Source organism: Rhodovibrio salinarum DSM 9154, from assembly GCF_000515255.1.
GTDB lineage: Bacteria > Pseudomonadota > Alphaproteobacteria > Kiloniellales > Rhodovibrionaceae > Rhodovibrio > Rhodovibrio salinarum.
In genome coordinates this window covers 1828509-1845615 of sequence record NZ_KI911559.1, presented here as the reverse complement: position 1 = coordinate 1845615, position 17107 = coordinate 1828509, and the positions used below count along the sequence as shown (strand labels likewise).

13 protein-coding genes are annotated in these 17107 nt (G+C 67.8%); 8 read left to right on the top strand and 5 right to left on the bottom strand.

The genetic code is table 11. The annotated features are described in order from the left end of the window. Window positions 1-19 precede the first annotated feature (19 nt). Window positions 20-1501, bottom strand: coding sequence for an NADP-dependent succinate-semialdehyde dehydrogenase (gene gabD, locus RHOSA_RS0108570; protein WP_037255957.1), 1482 nt, complete (start codon window positions 1499-1501; stop codon window positions 20-22). Between the two features lie 190 nt (window positions 1502-1691). Between gabD and RHOSA_RS0108565 the strand changes: the two genes are divergently transcribed. The 5 genes from RHOSA_RS0108565 to eda all read left to right on the top strand — a co-directional run bounded on the left by RHOSA_RS0108565 (window position 1692) and on the right by eda (window position 5373). After that, entirely contained in the window at window positions 1692-1877 is a 186-nt protein-coding gene (locus RHOSA_RS0108565) for a hypothetical protein (RefSeq protein ID WP_027288346.1), read from the top strand. Between the two features lie 111 nt (window positions 1878-1988). Further along, window positions 1989-2111 (top strand): hypothetical protein, encoded by a 123-nt coding sequence (locus RHOSA_RS25885; protein ID WP_276570073.1) that lies wholly within the window; start codon window positions 1989-1991, stop codon window positions 2109-2111. Between the two features lie 589 nt (window positions 2112-2700). Beyond that, the gene (locus RHOSA_RS21385; RefSeq protein ID WP_051431961.1) at window positions 2701-3627 is read left to right on the top strand and encodes a MurR/RpiR family transcriptional regulator; all 927 of its coding nucleotides are present in this window, start codon (window positions 2701-2703) and stop codon (window positions 3625-3627) included. Window positions 3628-3703: 76 nt separating this feature from the next. Then, window positions 3704-4717 (top strand): sugar kinase, encoded by a 1014-nt coding sequence (locus tag RHOSA_RS21380; RefSeq protein ID WP_051431960.1) that lies wholly within the window; start codon window positions 3704-3706, stop codon window positions 4715-4717. Beyond that, a complete protein-coding gene (gene eda / locus RHOSA_RS0108545) occupies window positions 4714-5373 on the top strand; it encodes a bifunctional 4-hydroxy-2-oxoglutarate aldolase/2-dehydro-3-deoxy-phosphogluconate aldolase (protein ID WP_051431959.1) in 660 nt (219 codons plus the stop codon). Before RHOSA_RS21380 ends, eda begins: the two co-directional genes overlap by 4 nt. 79 nt (window positions 5374-5452) lie before the next feature. Here eda and RHOSA_RS0108540 read toward each other — a convergent pair whose 3' ends face one another. The 4 genes from RHOSA_RS0108540 to RHOSA_RS0108525 form a co-directional block, all read right to left on the bottom strand. Next, window positions 5453-8644: an efflux RND transporter permease subunit gene (locus RHOSA_RS0108540; RefSeq protein ID WP_027288344.1), complete on the bottom strand. Its 3192-nt coding sequence runs from the start codon at window positions 8642-8644 to the stop codon at window positions 5453-5455. A 41-nt stretch (window positions 8645-8685) separates the two neighbouring features. Next, window positions 8686-9774, bottom strand: coding sequence for an efflux RND transporter periplasmic adaptor subunit (locus RHOSA_RS0108535; protein ID WP_051431958.1), 1089 nt, complete (start codon window positions 9772-9774; stop codon window positions 8686-8688). Between the two features lie 105 nt (window positions 9775-9879). Next, complete coding sequence (locus RHOSA_RS0108530) at window positions 9880-12435, bottom strand: ABC transporter permease (protein WP_027288342.1); 2556 nt, start codon at window positions 12433-12435, stop codon at window positions 9880-9882. Between the two features lies 1 nt (window position 12436). Continuing rightward, window positions 12437-13120, bottom strand: a complete 684-nt coding sequence (locus tag RHOSA_RS0108525) for an ABC transporter ATP-binding protein (RefSeq protein WP_027288341.1) — start codon at window positions 13118-13120, stop codon at window positions 12437-12439. Between the two features lie 258 nt (window positions 13121-13378). On the opposite strand from RHOSA_RS0108525, the gene RHOSA_RS24140 reads away from it, so the two are divergent. The 3 genes from RHOSA_RS24140 to RHOSA_RS0108510 all read left to right on the top strand — a co-directional run bounded on the left by RHOSA_RS24140 (window position 13379) and on the right by RHOSA_RS0108510 (window position 17084). Continuing rightward, window positions 13379-14008 (top strand): FecR family protein, encoded by a 630-nt coding sequence (locus RHOSA_RS24140; RefSeq protein WP_051431957.1) that lies wholly within the window; start codon window positions 13379-13381, stop codon window positions 14006-14008. A gap of 26 nt (window positions 14009-14034) precedes the next feature. Continuing rightward, window positions 14035-15936: a CHASE2 domain-containing protein gene (locus RHOSA_RS0108515; protein WP_027288340.1), complete on the top strand. Its 1902-nt coding sequence runs from the start codon at window positions 14035-14037 to the stop codon at window positions 15934-15936. A 200-nt stretch (window positions 15937-16136) separates the two neighbouring features. Then, window positions 16137-17084, top strand: coding sequence for an ACP S-malonyltransferase (locus tag RHOSA_RS0108510; RefSeq protein WP_027288339.1), 948 nt, complete (start codon window positions 16137-16139; stop codon window positions 17082-17084). The last annotated feature ends 23 nt before the right edge of the window (window positions 17085-17107 follow it).

Sequence of the window (17107 nt, the reverse complement as noted above, 5' to 3'; positions counted from 1 at the left end):
CGCCCGCAGCAAAGGGGGCTTACAGCCCGCCCATGCACATGTACTTGATCTCCAAGTACTCCTCGATGCCGTACTTGGAGCCCTCCCGGCCGATGCCGCTTTCCTTGACGCCACCGAAGGGCGCGACCTCGGTGGAAATGATGCCGGTGTTGATGCCGACGATGCCGTACTCCAGCGCGGCGCCGACACGCCAGCAACGGCCCAGGTTCTGCGAGTAGAAGTAGGCGGCCAGGCCGAACGGCGTATCGTTGGCCATGCGCACCGCCTCATCCTCGCTTCCGAAGCGGAACAACGGCGCGACCGGACCGAAGGTTTCCTCGTTGGTCACCTTCATGTCGGTGGTGACGTCGGTCAGCACGGTCGGCTGGAAGAAGGTGCCGCCCAGCTCGTGCCGGGCGCCGCCGACAGCGATCTTGGCGCCCTTGCTGGTGGCGTCCCGGACGTGGTCCTCGACCTTCTTGAGGCCGTCCTCATCAATCAGCGGACCTAGATTGATGCCCTGGTCGAAGCCGGAACCAACCTTCATCTCTCCGACCTTCTCCGCCATCTTGGCGGCGAACGCCTCGTAGATGCTGTCCTGTACCAGGATGCGGTTGGCGCAGACGCAGGTCTGGCCGGTGTTGCGGAACTTGGAGCCGATCGCGCCTTCGACCGCAGCGTCCAGATCGGCGTCCTCGAACACGATGAAGGGCGCGTTGCCGCCAAGCTCCAGGCTAACCTTCTTCACCGTATCGGCGCACTGGCGCATCAGCAGCTTGCCCACGGCCGTGGAGCCCGTGAACGACAGCTTGCGCACCGTGGCGTTGGAGGTGAGTTCGCCGCCTACGGCCTCGGCATCGCCGGTGACGACGTTGAACACCCCGGCCGGGAGCCCCGCACGTTCCGCCAGCTCGGCGAGCGCCAGCGCGCAATAGGGCGTCTGCTCCGCCGGCTTGACCACAACCGGGCAGCCGGCCGCCAGCGCCGGCGCGCACTTGCGGGTGATCATCGCGATCGGGAAGTTCCAGGGCGTAATCGCCGCGGAGACGCCGATCGGCTCCTTGGTCACGACAATGCGCTTGTCCGACTGATGCGGCGGGATGGTGTCGCCATAGATCCGCTTGGCTTCCTCGGCGAACCATTCGACGAAGGACGCGCCGTAGACCACCTCGCCCATGCTTTCCGTCAGCGGCTTGCCCTGTTCCAGGGTCATCAGCTGGGCAAGATCGCTCTGCGCCGCTATGATCAGGTCGTACCACTTGCGCAGGATTTGCGCGCGTTCCTTCGCGGTCTTGGCGCGCCAGTCGGCGAATGCGCGGTCGGCCGCCTCGATCGCCCGACGGGTCTCGCCGGCGGCCATCGACGGTGCGGTGCCGATCACCTGCCCGTCGGCCGGGTTGGTGACCTCGAAACGCTCGCCACTGTCGGCATCCGCCCACTGACCGTCGATGTAGGCCTGTTGGCGGAACAACTTGGCGTCCTGCAGCTGCGGTGCAGCGGGACGGCTGGCGTCGGGACTCATGTCTATAGACTCCTGTTCGGGGTGGTCAGCGCGATCGCGAGATCGCGCGCATGCGACATTGGTGCCGGAACGGACTATAGCGCCGCGCCCTTACGCCCGTGAACCCGGTGGCGCCAGGTTGCCGTGACAGGGGCGTGCGTCTAGCTTCGATACCGGCCGAAATACAGCACGCAAACGCAGGAAACTCTTGATGAACGTCGCCGTCGGCGCGGGACCGGGTTTGGGCAGCGCGCGACGGCAGCCATTCCGCGACCGCGGTGAGGATACCCTGCTGAAGCCGGAGGCGATCGCGGAAAGCTACTGGCAACCGCACCTGCAGCCGCGCAGCGCCTGGACCCATGAATGCGATCTGCGGCCCTGGGTAGAACCGTTCTGACGGGCGGGCCGATCGCGCCTCTTGACGCAGTTGCAAGCCAGTCTCACCTGCAGTAACGTACTTTTTGAAGGACGGCAGCAGGCCGTCCGACCACGTTGCTGGAGGATAACGATGAGCGTGCGCAGTAAGGCCGCCTGCAATCTGGCCACCACGGCTGAACCGCGCATCTTGATGATAGGCAGCAGCTTCACCCTGCTCGTTGCCGCGCTGATCGCTTACGGCCTGTCGTTCTAGCCAAGCGACAGTTACCCGAAGCACGGCAACCGTCACGATCTTTGGCGGCACATTCGGCGCAATCTCGCCGGATCGACCTTTGGCGTTTGCCAATCTTCCCGCTTGGGCGAACCATTTCCATTTGGTTGCGGTCGCGGCTGTAGGCTGTAGACCACAGATGTGCGCGATTGCTTAGGTTTTTGGCAGTTCCGTGAAACCGCAGGCGCGATGCGTTTGTGGCTTAAAACGATGGTCTAGCGGTCGATACCCGCGCCCATGGCGCAGGCTGCCGAAATGTGGGGCAGCCTGCTCAATTGCCCATTCTCAGCCAACCATCGCCACGCCTCTGCCGAGGCTGCGCAGGTTGTCGCCCGTCGGCCGCCCAGATCATCATTGGCCACTTTTCCGGCGCCCCGTTCCCCGCATATCCCGCTATGCCGCATCTGGCGAAGTGTCTTGTGGCGCAGAATTACAAATTCTTACACAAGAGCACCTTCCGTGCTTGCAAAACGCCAGTTTGTGTAGTTCCACTACAGGCTCGTTGGCTGGACCACCGGTCGACCCATCCGCATCCGCACAGGCTTCAACGCAAGCGCGCAGGAGGGCGCCGTTGCCGTCCCTGCTTTCGCAAATCCGGGACTCAGTCTCGCAGCTTCGGCGTTCGGAGCGCCGGGTTGCGGACGTCGTGCTCACGGATCCGCGCGCGGTGCTACAGATGGCGATCCGTCAGGTGGCGGCGCGGGCGCAGGTCAGCGAACCCACGGTGATGCGCTTCGCCCAACAGCTGGGCTACAGCGGCTACCGGGCGTTTTCCTATGCGCTCGCCGCAGAGATCGGCCGGCAAGCCCCGTCGATGCGCACCGATATCTCCGCCGATGACGACGTCGCCAGTCTTGCCCACAAGATCTGCAGTTCCTCGATCGCCGCGCTCGATCAGCTGCGCGCCGAAACCGACTGGGAAGCCGTCGATACCGCGGTCGAGGCGATGGCAGATGCCCGTCAGTTCGAGTTCTACGGTGTCGGCGCCTCCGGCCTTGTCGCGGCGGATGCGCAGCAGAAGTTCTTTCGTCTGGGACGGCCGGCGGTCGCCTATTCCGACCCGCACCAGCAGGTGATGTCCGCCAGCGTGGCCGACGCGCACACCGCGTTGGTCCTGTTCTCCTTCACCGGGCAATCGCCGGAGATCATCGAAGCCGCGCAGGTCGCCCGAACCAACCATGCCATCCGCATTGGGGTGACCCGCGTCGGCTCGCCCTTGGCAGCCCTCTGCGACCACGTCGTCCCGGTGCCGGAGATGGAGGACACCTTCCTCTACACCCCGATGTCGAGCCGGCTCGTCCAACTCGTCTTGGTCGACATTCTGGTCAGCGCGCTCGCGTTGCGCGCCGGCCCAGAGCTTGGCGAGCGTCTGAGCCGGATCAAGAGCGCGCTTGGCCGCGTGAAATCCGTGCGAGGCGACGCTGCCTCCGGAATACCTATGTCCCCCGAGCATCAACCGGGGCCCATCCAAACTTCGACGGGAGGAAAGAATTCATGAGGCTGCAACTGGGAGCGCGCCTGGCCATGCTGGCCTTGTCACAGCGCGCGCATTGGCTGCTGGGAGACGTTACCTGATGGCCGGCACGGGTGCGGTCGCCGCGATCGGCGAATGCATGGTCGAGTTGATCGACCAGGGTCCGGGCGAAGGCGATGGACTCGGCCAGGGCTGGATGCGCCGCGGGTTCGGCGGGGACACGCTGAACACCAGCGTCTACCTCGCACGCCTTGGCGTCCCGGTCGCCTACGTCACGCAACTGGGCGACGACGTCTATTCGGACGAGATGACGCGGGCCTGGCAGGAAGAAGGCATGGACACCAGCCTGACGGCTCGAAAGCCGGGGGCACAGCCGGGCCTCTACGCCATCCACACGGATGCCAACGGCGAACGGAGCTTCGCCTACTGGCGCTGGAACGCGCCGGTGCGCACGATGGTCTCTGACGGCGTGCTCGACCGTCTGCGCGCTGAACTGGACCGCTTCGCCGCGCTCTACCTGTCCGGGATCACGCTCTCGCTGTTCGACGATGCCCAGCGCCAGGAGCTGTTCCGGCTGTGCGAAGCGGCGCGCGAACGCGGCCTCACGGTGGCATTCGACACCAACCACCGCCCGCGCTGCTGGCCCTCGGCGGCGGCCGCAAGCGACGCCTACGACCGGATGGCGGCGATCGCCGATACCATGATGCCAAGCTGGGAAGACTGTCAGGCGGTCTACGCCGACAGCACGCCGGAGGACGCGGCCGTGCGCTTTGCACGCCGCGGCGCCGAGACGGTGGTGATCAAGCAGGGCGAACGCGGCGCCGGGCTCTACACCCACGGGCATTGGCGCGAGGTTCCGGGGGTTCAGGTCGCCCAGCCGGTCGACACCTCCGCAGCCGGCGATTCCTTCAATGCGGGCTTCCTGGCGGCCCGACGCGCCGGGGCATCGGTGGACGCCGCCGCCGTGGCCGGCAACCGGTTGGCCGCCGTGGTGATCGGCCACAAAGGCACGATCATCCCGCGCGCGACGTTCCAGGCACCGGACCTGTCCGATCTGACCCCGGCCTCCTCGTCCAACTCCCCTTCGCACAACGATACGGATCACCTGTCATGACCCTGCCCCCAATCCCCGAAAGCCTGCGGGACGCCCTGCACGCGGCCCCGGTCGCCCCCGTGCTGACGATCGACGACGCCGCGCAGGCCCCGGCCCTGGCCGAAACGCTGTGGGCAGCCGGGGTGCGCGTGTTCGAAGTGACCCTGCGCACCGAGGCCGGGCTTGCCGCGTTGGCAGCCATGGCGCGGGCGGTGCCGGAAGCGGTGGTCGGGGTCGGCACCGCCACCACCGCCGATCATCTGAAGCAGGCGCAGGATGCAGGCGCCAGCTTCGCGGTTGCCCCCGGGCACACGCCGGAACTGCTGGAGGCCGCCGGACGCGTCGGGCTGCCGCTGATCCCCGGGGTCGCCACACCGTCGGAGATGATGCGCACACGCGAAGCCGGTGCGGTCGTGCAGAAACTGTTCCCGGCGGAGGCGCTGGGCGGCCCCAACCTGCTGCGCAGCGTCGCCGACCCGCTGCCGGACATCACCTTCTGGCCGACCGGCGGCATCGACGATTCCAACATGGCGGGCTACCTGGGCCTGAAAAACGTCCTTGCGGTGGGCAGTTCCCGCATGGCCCCGCGCGCCGAAATCGCCCGCGCCGACTGGGCAGCGATCGCTGCCAAGGCTGAGGCAAGTCTGGAAACCGCCCGCGCCGTGCCCCGGGGGTAAGCGCCTGGCGCGCACACGGTACCCCGATGGCCAAGACCTAACCTCCAAGCTGCGTGTCGTCACCGCCCGGCCGGGCGGGCTATTCCGCCGGCCGGCTGGCAGCACCGACGGGCGTAACCGAACGCCGGCTCTGACGGGCCTCGCCCAGGCTGAGGACCAGCGACGTCAGGGCCGGCAGGAAGGTGAGCGAGACGATCATCGCGCCCAGGATGCCGAACAGCACGATCGCGCCGACGCCGCGATAGAGTTCCGTTCCCTCGCCGGGAATCACCACCAGCGGCAGCAGGCCGAACAGGGTGGTGAGCGTGGTCATGGCGATCGGCCGCAGGCGAGAAGCCACCGCCTCCTGCACCGCGGCGCGCGCGGCCATCGCCTCCTCGCGCACGTTCTCCATGGCCCGGTGGACGATCAGAATGGGGTTGTTCACCACCGTCCCCATCAGGATCAGGAAGCCCAGCATGGAGATCATGTCGAACGGCTGGTGGATCGGCTGCAGGCCGAGAAGCGGCAGCTGGCTACCCGCCAGGTTGAGTAGCTGCAGGCCGACGATGCCGCCCGCCGCGCCCAGCGGGATCGTGGTCATGATCAGCAGCGGGTAGCCCCAGTGGCGGAAAATCGCCACCAGCAGCAGGTACACGATCGCCACCGCGATCACGTAGTTATTGGCGATCGCCTCCTGCGTCGCCTGCAGCTGGTCGCTGGCGCCTGAGATGTCGATGCGCACCGATTGGGGCACCTGCCCGTTGTCCTTCAGGTAGCCGACCAGATCTTCGCGCACGCGCTGCACGCCCACCTCAAGCGGCACGCCCTCCGGCGGGATCACGTTCAACGTCACGGTCCGCCGACCGTCGATCCGGCGGATCGTGTTGGTATCCACCGTCTCGACGATCGACGCGGTGGTGCCCAACGGCACCACTCCGCCGGCCGGCGTATAGATCGGCACGCTCTCCAGATCGGCGAGGTCGGCGTTCTTGCCGCTGGGCCCGTAGAAGTAGATGTCGACCTTCTCGTCGTCGCGGAAGAACTCGTCGACGAACGCCCCGTCGGTCATCGCGGCGACGGTGAAACCGATCTGCCCGGCATCCAGGCCGAGTTCGGCCGCGCGGTCCCAATCCGGCCGCACCTCGACCAGCGGCTGGGACAGCGACAACGTGTTCGGCTGCGCCTGGACGCGCGGGTTGTCGAAAATTGCCTGCGCCCGCTCGTAGGCGGCGGAGGCGACCTGATAGACCTCGGCGAGTTCGGGGCCCGAGATATCCAGGTTGACCGAGCGCGTTCCGCCGTCGTTGGAGGTTATGATCGAGCCTCGCGCCGCGAACGCGCGCATCCCCGGGTATTCGCGGAACTTCTCCGTGAGCGCGTCCATCAATGGCTCGATGTGGTCTGGGTCGACCGATTCCGTGATGATCCGCACGCGCGAGGGTTCGATGCGCATGTTCACGTACTTCATCGCCGGCACCGAGGTTTCGCCGTTCTCGAACTGCGCGGGATCGTCGCCCACGAACGGCATGAAGTAGTCCTGCACCTCCAGGCCGATCTCGTGCATCGTTTCCAGGTTGTAGCCCGGCGGCGCGTTCATCGCGGCGAAGGTCTTCGGTTCCTCGCCCTCCGGCAAGTAGGCCGCGGGCGGCGTCAACGCGACAATGATGAAACCGCTGACGGCGATGCTAATGGCGATCGTCACCAGCGGACGCAGCTTGCCAACCGTCAGCCAACCGACGGCGCGGGCGACCCGTCCCTCGCTTGCTCCCTCCGTGTCGGGCCCGTGGGTCAGGCCGCCGCGCTTACGGAAGTCGATCCGGGCGCTGGCGGTGGGCACGATCGTGATCGCCACCAGCATCGACGCCAGGATCGCCGCCGACACCGCGATCGCGACGTCGGAGTAGAGCTGGCCTGCCTGTTCCTCGATGAACACGATCGGCACGAACACCAACACCGTCGTCAGGGTCGAGGCGACCACCGCCGGCCAGACCTTGCGCACACCGGCGACGGCCGCGCGGACGCGGTCCAACCCGCGCCGGCGCTCCAGGTCGATGCTCTCCAGCACCACGATCGCGTTGTCGAGCGTCATGCCGATCGCGAACGCCACACCGGCAAGCGAGATCACGTTGATCGTTCGGCCCATCAACATCAGGCCGAGGAAGGCCGCGATCGTGCAGATCGGAATGCCGACCACGCCGACCGCCGTCGCCTTGGTCGAGCGCAGAAAGACGAACATGATCGCCGTCGCCAGCACCGCACCAATGGCCAGGTTCTGCCAGACGTTCTTGATCGACGCCTCGACGTAACCGGCATCCTCCGCCATCAACTGCATTTCCATGCCCGCCGGACGCAGGATCTGCTGGTTGATCGCCTGCATCTCGTCGATCATGGCGTACTTGATGTCGATCACGTTCGATCCGGCCTCGCGCCGCACCGCGAGCGTGATCACCGGCTTGGTGTTGACCAGCGAATAGCCGCTCAACTCGGCGTGGCCGAAGCGGACCTCCGCCAGGTCGCCCAGACGGGTCACGCTGTCGCCGGACCGTCGCACGACCAGCTGTTCGATGTTCTCCATGTCGCCGAACCGGCCGACCGTGCGCAGCAGATAGCGGCGCTTGCCGCTGGACACCTCGCCGCCGGAGACGTCCTGGTTACGCTGACGCAAGGCATCACGCACCTGGGTCATGGTGATGTCCCGGTCGGCCAGCCTGTTCGGGTCGATCATGACCTGGATCTGCCGGGCCGCCCCGCCCCACAACGACACGCCGGACACACCCGACACGCTCTCCATGCGGGTGCGCACGTTGTCGTCGAGGAAGTCGCGCATCATCGCCATGTCGAGGCCGCGCGGATTGCCGTCGACCGGGGCGACGTTGAAATACATGAAGGAGTTGGCGGAGAAGGAGGTCGCGTAGACCCGCGGCTGATCGACGTTTTCCGGATAATCCGGCACCTGGTTCAGGGCATTGTTCACCTGAATCAGCGTTTGCGTGATGTCGACGTCGTAGGGGAACTCCAGCTCGACCCGCGCCTGGCCGGTCTCGGCGCGCGCACTTAGGCGTTCCAGGTTCGGCACCTGACGCAGGTACTGCTCCTGCTCGATCAGGATTTCCTTCTCGATGTCCTGCGGTGTCGCGCCGGCCCAACTGGTGCGTACGGTGATCGTGCGTACTTCCAGGTCCGGGATCATCTGGATCGGAATCCGAAGTGCCGCCGCAATCCCGATCACGCACATGATCAGGACGGCGACGGTCACCAGAATGCCGCGGCGGACAAGGGCGTCGAACATCGGGGGATCGGGCGTCCTTTAGCGCGTCGGGCCAGAAGGGATCAGCTGTCGGAGCCGGAGAGGCGCACCGCCTGACCCGGGCGCAGGGTTTCGTTGCCGCGGGTCACCACGCGCTGCCCGACCTCAAGCCCGGAGGTTACCTGCACCACGCCGGAGAAGGCACGGCCCAGCTCAACCTGCACCTCGCGGGCGTGCAGGCGCTCCTCGCTGTCGTCCAGCGTCCACACCGTGGTGCGCCCATCAGGATAGCGGATGATCGCCCCACGCGGCACGACGATGTCCTGCGTGCCCGTCGCAAGCTCGATCTCCGCCCGCGCCGACATGCCGGGGGTGAGCGGCAGCGTCCCCTCGGCATCCGGAGCCACGCGCAGGGTGAAGGTGCGCTGGGTCGGATCGCTGACCGGGACCTGGGCGGCGATCACCGCAGGCACGCTGCGCCCGGGCAACGCCTCGAAGCTGAGCGAGATCGGCGCGCCATCGCGCAGGTCGGGGTAATAGGTCTGCGGCACCTGCAGATCGACGTACAGCTGATCCACCGCACTCACCACGACCAGGGTCTCGCCGGGCGAAACCCACTCCCCGGGTTCCGTCACGCGGTCGGTCACCACGCCCTCAAACGGGGCGGTGATCGTGTGCTGGTCCAGCCGCTCGCGCGCGGCCGACGCCTCGGCCTCCAGCCGGTCGACGGACGCCGCCGCGCGCTGCGCTTCCGCCCGGCGGGAATCCAGTTCGCTCTGCGGAATGTTGTTGGTCTGTGCCAACTGCTCCGCCCGGCGCACGCGCTGGCGCGCATCGGCCAGGTCGGCTTCCGCCTCGTCCACCGCCGCCGCGGCGCGGGCAACGTCGTGGCGGGCCAATGCATCATCCAGCGCAACCAGCGTATCGCCGGCCGCGACCTGGACGCCAAGGTCGACCGCCACCTCCTCGACCAGCCCGCCAAGCGAGGTCGAGACCTGCGAGGTGCGCGGCGCCACCACCGTGCCGGAAACCCGCACGAGGTTGAGGATGGTGCGCTGTTCCGCGGTCGCCACCTCGACAGGCGCCGCGTTCTGGGCGCCTGCTGGGCCCGCCAGCAACAGCACAAGCGCCGTCGCCGCGGCGACCGTTCGGATCAAACCGTGTGGCTGCATCAGCCTCCCTCGCTCGGCCGGTGTGGCCCCAACGCCAGCTTCGGAAATGGGGCCAAAATTGATGGTATCCAGTCCATTCGGCAATTTCGAACCGGACGCGTTGCCTCAGCTGCTGAGCTGCCGAACCAATTGGCCACGCCCACGCGGCACCGCGCCGATACCACCGGCCAGCCCCGCGGCAACGGCCGCCACCACACCCAGCACAGCCGGCAAAAGGAAGGCCAGCAAGCCCGGTTCCCAATCAATACGCAGCGCCTGATCGGCCAGCCAGCGCCCGCCCTGGAGACCGGCCGCGCCGCCCAGGATGGCGGCGAGCACGCCGATCACGGCCGCTTCGATCAGCCGGGCGAGCGCGATCTCCCGCCGCGACGCGCCGATCAGCGTGAACGCCAGGGCTTCCCGCCGACGCGCGTCAACGTCCGCGGTCACGGCGGCGGCCAGCGTCAGCGCCCCCGCCAGGAGCAGCGTCGCCGCCACGGCAAGTGACCCCAGGATCGCACCGTCGATCACCGCGGTGATCTGCCCGACGATCCGGCGCACGTCGATGCTGGTCACATTGGGAGCCGCCTGCCCCAGATCGCGCATCACGGCGTCAACGGCCGCATCGGCGTTGGGGCCCACGCCCTTCAAGGTGACGATCCAACTGTGCGGCGCCTCCCGGAACGGCTGCGGGGAAGCAACCAGCAGATAGTCCGGCCTGTAGGACCGGTAGCTTTCCTGCCGGATGTTCGCGACCTCGCTCGTGAAGGTCCGCCCCAGCACGCTGTAGGTGATGGTCGCGCCCGGCGACAGACCAAACGCCTCCGCCACGTCCTCCTGAGCGGAAATCAGCGGCGGCCCGTTGTAATCCTTCGGCCACCACTTTCCCTGCATGATCGCTTCGCAGGTCGGCCCCGGCGACCAGGAGAAGCTGCGATCGCCCTCGATCACCCAGCGTTCGCTCTCGTCGACGATGACCTCTTCGGCCGGCTTGCCGTTCACCTGCAGGATGCGCGCACGCATGAACGGCGTCGCCTCCAGCCGGCCCAGGCCATCATCGCTTTGCACACGTTCGCGAATGTGCTCGACTTGGTCCGGCTGCACGTCGATCAGCACGAGATCCGGCGCACGCGACGGCAGGTCCGCGCGCAACGAGCCTTCCAGCGAGTTCTGCGCGGCGATCACGGCTGTGATCCCGGCGATCCCGATACCGAGCGCGAGCGCCTTGGTCGCGGCCGACCCAGGGACGGCTAGTCCCTGCCGGGCGACCAGCCCCAGGAAGCTGCGCGGCGTGCGCCGGGTCGCCAACAACGCCAACAACCAACCGGCCACTCCCAACGCCAGCGCCGCGATGGCCAACCCCGTCGCCGCCGTCGCCGCCAGATAGGGTTGCGGCAGGCTGACCACGGCCAGCGCGAGGGCCGCCAGCACCCCCAACGCGCCCAGCGCGACGTGGCGGGCGTGGGGGGACACCGCCGCTTCCCCACTACGCATCGCCGTCCCCGGCGGCGTGCGCGCGGCGGCCGACAGCGCGGCCGCGCTCGCACCAGCCAAACCGAGGGTCAGCGTCGCGACCACCTGCGCCGCCGGGATAGCCAGATCGCTCAGCCCCCAGGACAGATGCAGGCGCCCGGCGATCAGGTCCATCAGGAACCAGACCACGCCGAACGCGATCGCGATACCGAGCGCAAGCGACAGCACGCCCGCAACCGCAATGATCGCGGCATGCAGCGCCGTCACCAGGCCGGCCGTCGCCCCGGAGAGGCGATACAACGCGATCGTCCGACCGCGCCGCTGTACCCAGACGGTGGCGGCGGTCCAGGCGCCCGACAAACCGATCGCCAGCGCCACCAAGCCGGCCACCCCGAGGAAGGTGGTCGTCCGCTCGGCGACGCGGCGCACCCGCTCGCCGACGTCGCGCGGGCGTTCCAAGTCCCAGCCGCGCGCCGGGGCGATCGCGTTCAACCGGTCGGCCGCGGTCTCGACCTCCGCTCCTTCGGGCAGACGCAAGCGGGTGACGTATTCCACCAACGTGCCACGGCCCGTCAGGCCCGCGGACTCCAGCTGGTCGCGCGCAATCATCACCCGCGGACCGACCATGAAGCCGCCGGAAGCCAGGCGGTCCGGCTCCAACGTCAACGCCGCGCGGACGGTGAACGTCTGCCGGCCCAGGCGAATGGCGTCCCCGACCTGAATGCCCAGGCGCTGCAGCAGCGCCGGCTCGACAACGGCGCCCGGCCGGCCGTCGCGCATGGCAAACGCATCCTGCAGGTCCGCAGCGCCGTCCAGTTCGACCGCACCGTACAAGGGATAGCGCGCGTCGACCGCCTTCAGCTCGACCGCCGCCCGCAATGCCTCTGCCCGCGCGCTGGTCCGCAGTTCAACCACCTGCGAAACCCGACCCAGCTGGCGCATCTCGTTAAGCGTCTCACCGCCAAGCGGTGCGTTGATCACCTCGACCGCCAGATCGCCGCCCAACATACGCTTGCCGTTTTCCGCCAACGCGCCCGTCAGGCCATCTGCCAGCAGCCACACCGTGCCCAGCATGCCGGCCGCCACCGCCACCGCGGCCACGAACAAGCGCAGACCGTATACGCCCGCCGCCAGTTCCGCCTTCAGCAGCGTGAACAGCGTTCCAGGGTGCAGATCCTGGGCGTACGCGTGATCGGGAAGGCGCTTCATATCAGCTGACAACCTGGCCGTCGTCGATCGCAAGGACGCGATCGCATTGCTGGGCCAGCCCTTCGTCGTGGGTGACCAGCAGCATCGCCGCGTCGGTCTTGCGGCACAGGTCGAACATCGTTTCGACGATGCTGGTCCCGGTACGCCGGTCCAGGTTGCCGGTCGGCTCGTCCGCCAGGATCAGCCTTGGCGACGCGACGAACGCACGCGCAATCGCCACGCGCTGCTGCTCGCCGCCCGATAACTGGCTCGGCCGGTGGTCCAGGCGGTGGCTCAGACCGACGCGCTCCAACATCGTCGCAGCCTGTGCCTGCGCCTCCTTGGCACCGGAGAGAATCAGCGGCAGCGCCGTATTCTGCCGGGCCGTCATCGCGGGAACCAGATGATAGGCCTGGAACACCACACCGATGTCGTGTCGGCGCAGACGGGTGCGTGTGGCTTCGTCAGCCCGGCCGAGGTCGGTGTCCAGCACCTGAACCGTGCCACCGGTAGCCCGCTCCAAACCGCCAATCAGCGCGATCAGCGACGACTTGCCGGAGCCGGATGGCCCGGTCACCGCGACGACCTCCCCCGCACGCACCGATAGATCGATGCCTTGCAGGATAGCGATTTCACCTTCCGGCGAGGGATAAGAGAGCCGAGCGCCATCCAGGCGCACGACCGGGCTGGCCGGGTTATCGGTCATCCATCTACGTCTCGTCTCTCGATGTCGGATAAACTCAGAGCGGGAACTTCAATCGGCATTCCGGGAAATGTATCTCGTGCCGCGCTCTGCAAGTCTCAGGCGGCGGACATATTACAGCGCCGCGAGTCTGCTGCGCATCCGGGAGACGCCAACGCTCGAACAAACAGGCGTGCAAGATGGCCTTGTGCCCGTGCTAGCATGCACGGCTAATCACCTGTGTTAGACAACTCGGGCCCGCGCCCGGGAAAGGTCGGGTCGATGCGTGCCTTCCTGGTTGTCGCGATCGCCGCCATGCTGTCGGCCACCCTACTGGTCGCGCCTGGCTTCGCACGGGCACAGACGGGCGAGCCTGTAGGCACCGTGACCGCCGTGACTGGCCCGGCCAGCGCGTGGCTCAACGGCACACCGCGCGTCCTCAGCCTGGGGGCGGAGGTCCACCGCGGAGAAACGCTTCGCACCCTGACCGGCGCCAAACTGGCAGTGCGCTTCACGGATGGCTCCCGGCTCACGCTCGGGGCGGACAGCCAGGTCGCCGTATCCACCTTCGCGCCCGAGCGCGGCAACGCGGCGATGCGTCTGGTCCGCGGCATCCTGCGTCTTGTCCTCGATCCAGCACGGCCATGGCAACGTTTCGAGGTGCAGACGGCCAGTGCCGTTGCCGCCGCCCGATCCACGGAGTGGGTCGTCGCCCTAGACGATCTGGATGCCAGGGCAGCGACGGCGGTGTTCACCGTCAGCGGCACCGTGGAGGTGCGCGCGCAGAACCAAGCCGTCATTCTTGGTGCCGGTGAAGGTACGGATGTGAGACCCGGCGAACCACCCGGCACGGTGGTGCGCTGGGGCCAAGCGCGAGTCGACGACGTGTTGGCCCGCACAACCCTGCCATGAGCCAGCCGGCACACAGGAGCCGAACGGTGCGGTGGGCGCGCATTTTGCTGGCCGCGTTGCCATTCGCCCTGCTGGCGCTCGCTTACCCTGCTTTGCGCGAACTGCCACGCATCGCCGGGCTGGAAAACAACACGCTCACGTGGCGCTACACGCTGCGCGGGCCCGAGCCCCCGTCCGCCCCGGTCACGATCGTAGCGATCGACGATGCGACGGTCGCCGCCGCCGGCGGCTGGCCATTGCCACGCGATCAGCTGGGCACCGCAATCCGCCGGCTCAGCGAGGTGGGCGCCGCCGTGATCGCCGTCGATCTGCTGATGGCGGAGCCAGCGCGCCCCCGCGCCGCCGACGCCGACCTTGCTGCGGCCTTGCGCGCGAGTGGCCGCACCTTGCTGCCGGTGGCGGGAACGGCCAATGCGGCGCAAACTTTGCCCCGGCCGGTCGATCTATCGCCGCACACCGTCCCGATGAACCGCGGGGCCACCGCGCCGGCCCCGCCGCAACCGCCGACACTGCTGACCCCGATCACCCTACTCGCACAGACGGCGGGCCTCGGCCACGTCAATGTCGGGCTCGGCTCCGATGGCACGCTCACCAGCCTGCCCCCCGCGATCCTGCTGCCGGACGGCTCGGCGCTGCCGTCGCTGGCTGTGTTGGCGGTCGCACGGTTACAAGGCGCCGGTCGGTCGGATATCGTGATCGATCTGTCCAGGGCCGTACATATTGGCAACCTACGCGTGCCGCTCGGCACGGGCGGACAGTGGACGCCGGCCTTCTACGGCCCCGCGGGCAGCTTCAAGACGATTCCGCTAATTGACGTACTGCGCGGCGCCTTCAACATAGCCGACGTGCGCGGACGGATCGTCTGGCTGGGGGCCACGGCGACCAGTTCCGGCGACACCTTCGTCACCCCATTCGACCCCGCGATGCCGGGCGTGGAAGCGTTCGCGACCCTGAGCGCGAACCTGCTGGACAACACTTTCCTCAGCCACGGCCCCTGGACCATGCTCGTGGAAATGGCGGCCGTCATCCTGCTCGGCACGCTTGGCTGGCATGCCGGGCACCTGCACCCTGCGCGGTGGGCGATCCTGGCCGCGTTTTTGCCGGTCGCGGCGTGGATTGCGCTCGCCGTGGCGGTGTTTCTGCTTTGGCAGATTTGGCTCAACATCACGGTCCCCGCAGTGGCCAGCGTTCTGGGCACCGGAACGGCCGTTGCCATCCGCCTCATCCTGGGGGATGCGCAACGCCGCCGCCTGGCACGCTATGTCCCGAAGCCCCTGGCCGAAGCGCTCGCCAACGCCGATCGGCCGGCGTTCGAGGGACAAGTGCTATCGGCTGCCGTGCTGTTCGTCGACATGATCGGCTTCACCAATCGCAGCGAGACCGCCAGCCCGTCGGATACGGTTGCGATGATGCGCGCCCTGCACACGGAGTTGGAAGACGGCGCGCATCGCCACGGCGGCTATGTCGATAATTTCGCTGGCGACGGGGCGATGCTGGTGTTCGGGGTACCGACCCCCCGGCCCGACGACGCCGCCCGGGCACTCGCCTGCGCCCGCGACCTGCTGGTGCGCACCGCCAGGACCGACCTGCCCGTGCGCATCGGCCTGCACCACGGCTTGGTCCAGGTCGCCCGGCTAGGTGGTCGGCAACAGCACCAGCTTACCCTTGCCGGCGACACCGTGAACCTGGCCAGCCGGCTCATGGCGATCGCCAAGGAGCGCGGCGTCGGCCTCGTCGTCTCCACAAGCGTGGTCGATCAAATACCGGTCCAGAGCACCGCTGCGCTCGACGGCATGATGCGCGAGGCCGACCTGCCGGTGCGCGGCCGGCAGGCGCCGGTGGATGTCTGGCTGGGCCCGTTCGTGGAACGCCACGCGGGCGCGCCGATCGAAGCGGCGGAAAGTGGCAACGGACAATCGCGCTCCTAATCCCGCGGGCGCTTGACCGCGATGGCGGCAATACGACATGCCCCCGACCAGCCGGTTCTCCCGGCGTGGCTTTTCGCGCCGCATCATGGCATCATGACAGTCGGTCGAACCCATAAAACACGTAAAGTAGCACAAGGCGGCCACGCGGTACGGTGCCCGCGAACCAAGCCGTCGCCCAAATCCGACAGGAGGGCCCTTTCATGGCGCGCGCCTTCATATTCCCCGGCCGCGGTGGCGAGACGATCGGCATGGGCCTGCACTACGTCCAGGCCTATCCCTCCGCGCGGTACGTCTTCCAGGAAATCGACGACGCGTTGGGTCAGGAACTGTCGCGCCTGATCTTTGAGGGCCCCGAGGAAACGCTGGCCCTGCCGGAGAACGCTGATCCGGCGATGCTCGCGGTCAGCCTGGCCGGTGTGAAGGCGCTCGAGGAACAGGGCGATCTATGGCTCTCGCAGACCGGCAGCTTCGTCGCCGGCCACGGCCGTGGGGAGGCCACGGCGCTCGCCGCTGTCGATGCCCTGAGCGCCGGCGCGGCCGCGAAATGGCTGCGCGCGCGGGCGAAGGCGGTCTGGTCGGCCTTTTCGCCGGAGAAGGGCGCCGTCTGTACGGTCCACGGTCTCGATCTCGCGACCGTCGAGAGCCTCGCTCGCGAAGCCGCGACGCAGGGCAAGGGGATCTGCGAGCTGGCACGCGACGACGCCCCCGACAGCCACGCTGTCAGTGGCGAACGCGCCGCGGTTGAAGCTTTCCTGCAATTGGCAGCCAAGAAGGGGGGCGAGACCCATCTGTTGGATGGCATCCCGCCGCTACACTCCAGCCTGATGGAACCGGCCGTCGCCGAACTGCAGGCGACCCTCGCCGAGGTGGAGGTCCGCGCGCCAAAGCTGCCGCTGGTTTCCAACGTGACCGCCTATGCACTGGAGAGCGCGGACGAGATTCGCACCCGACTGGCCGAGCAGGTCGCCCGGCCGATCCGCTGGCGCGAAAGCGTGGAATACATGAAAGACCACGGCGTCACCGAATTCCTGGAAATCGGCCACGGCGACGATCTAAGCACCTACGTCCGCGCGATCGATGGCAAGCACGAAGCGCACGCGATCGAGGACGCCCAGGACATCGAGCGCGCGTTGGACGACGTCCTGTAAACCGATCCGCCAGCGACCAGGCC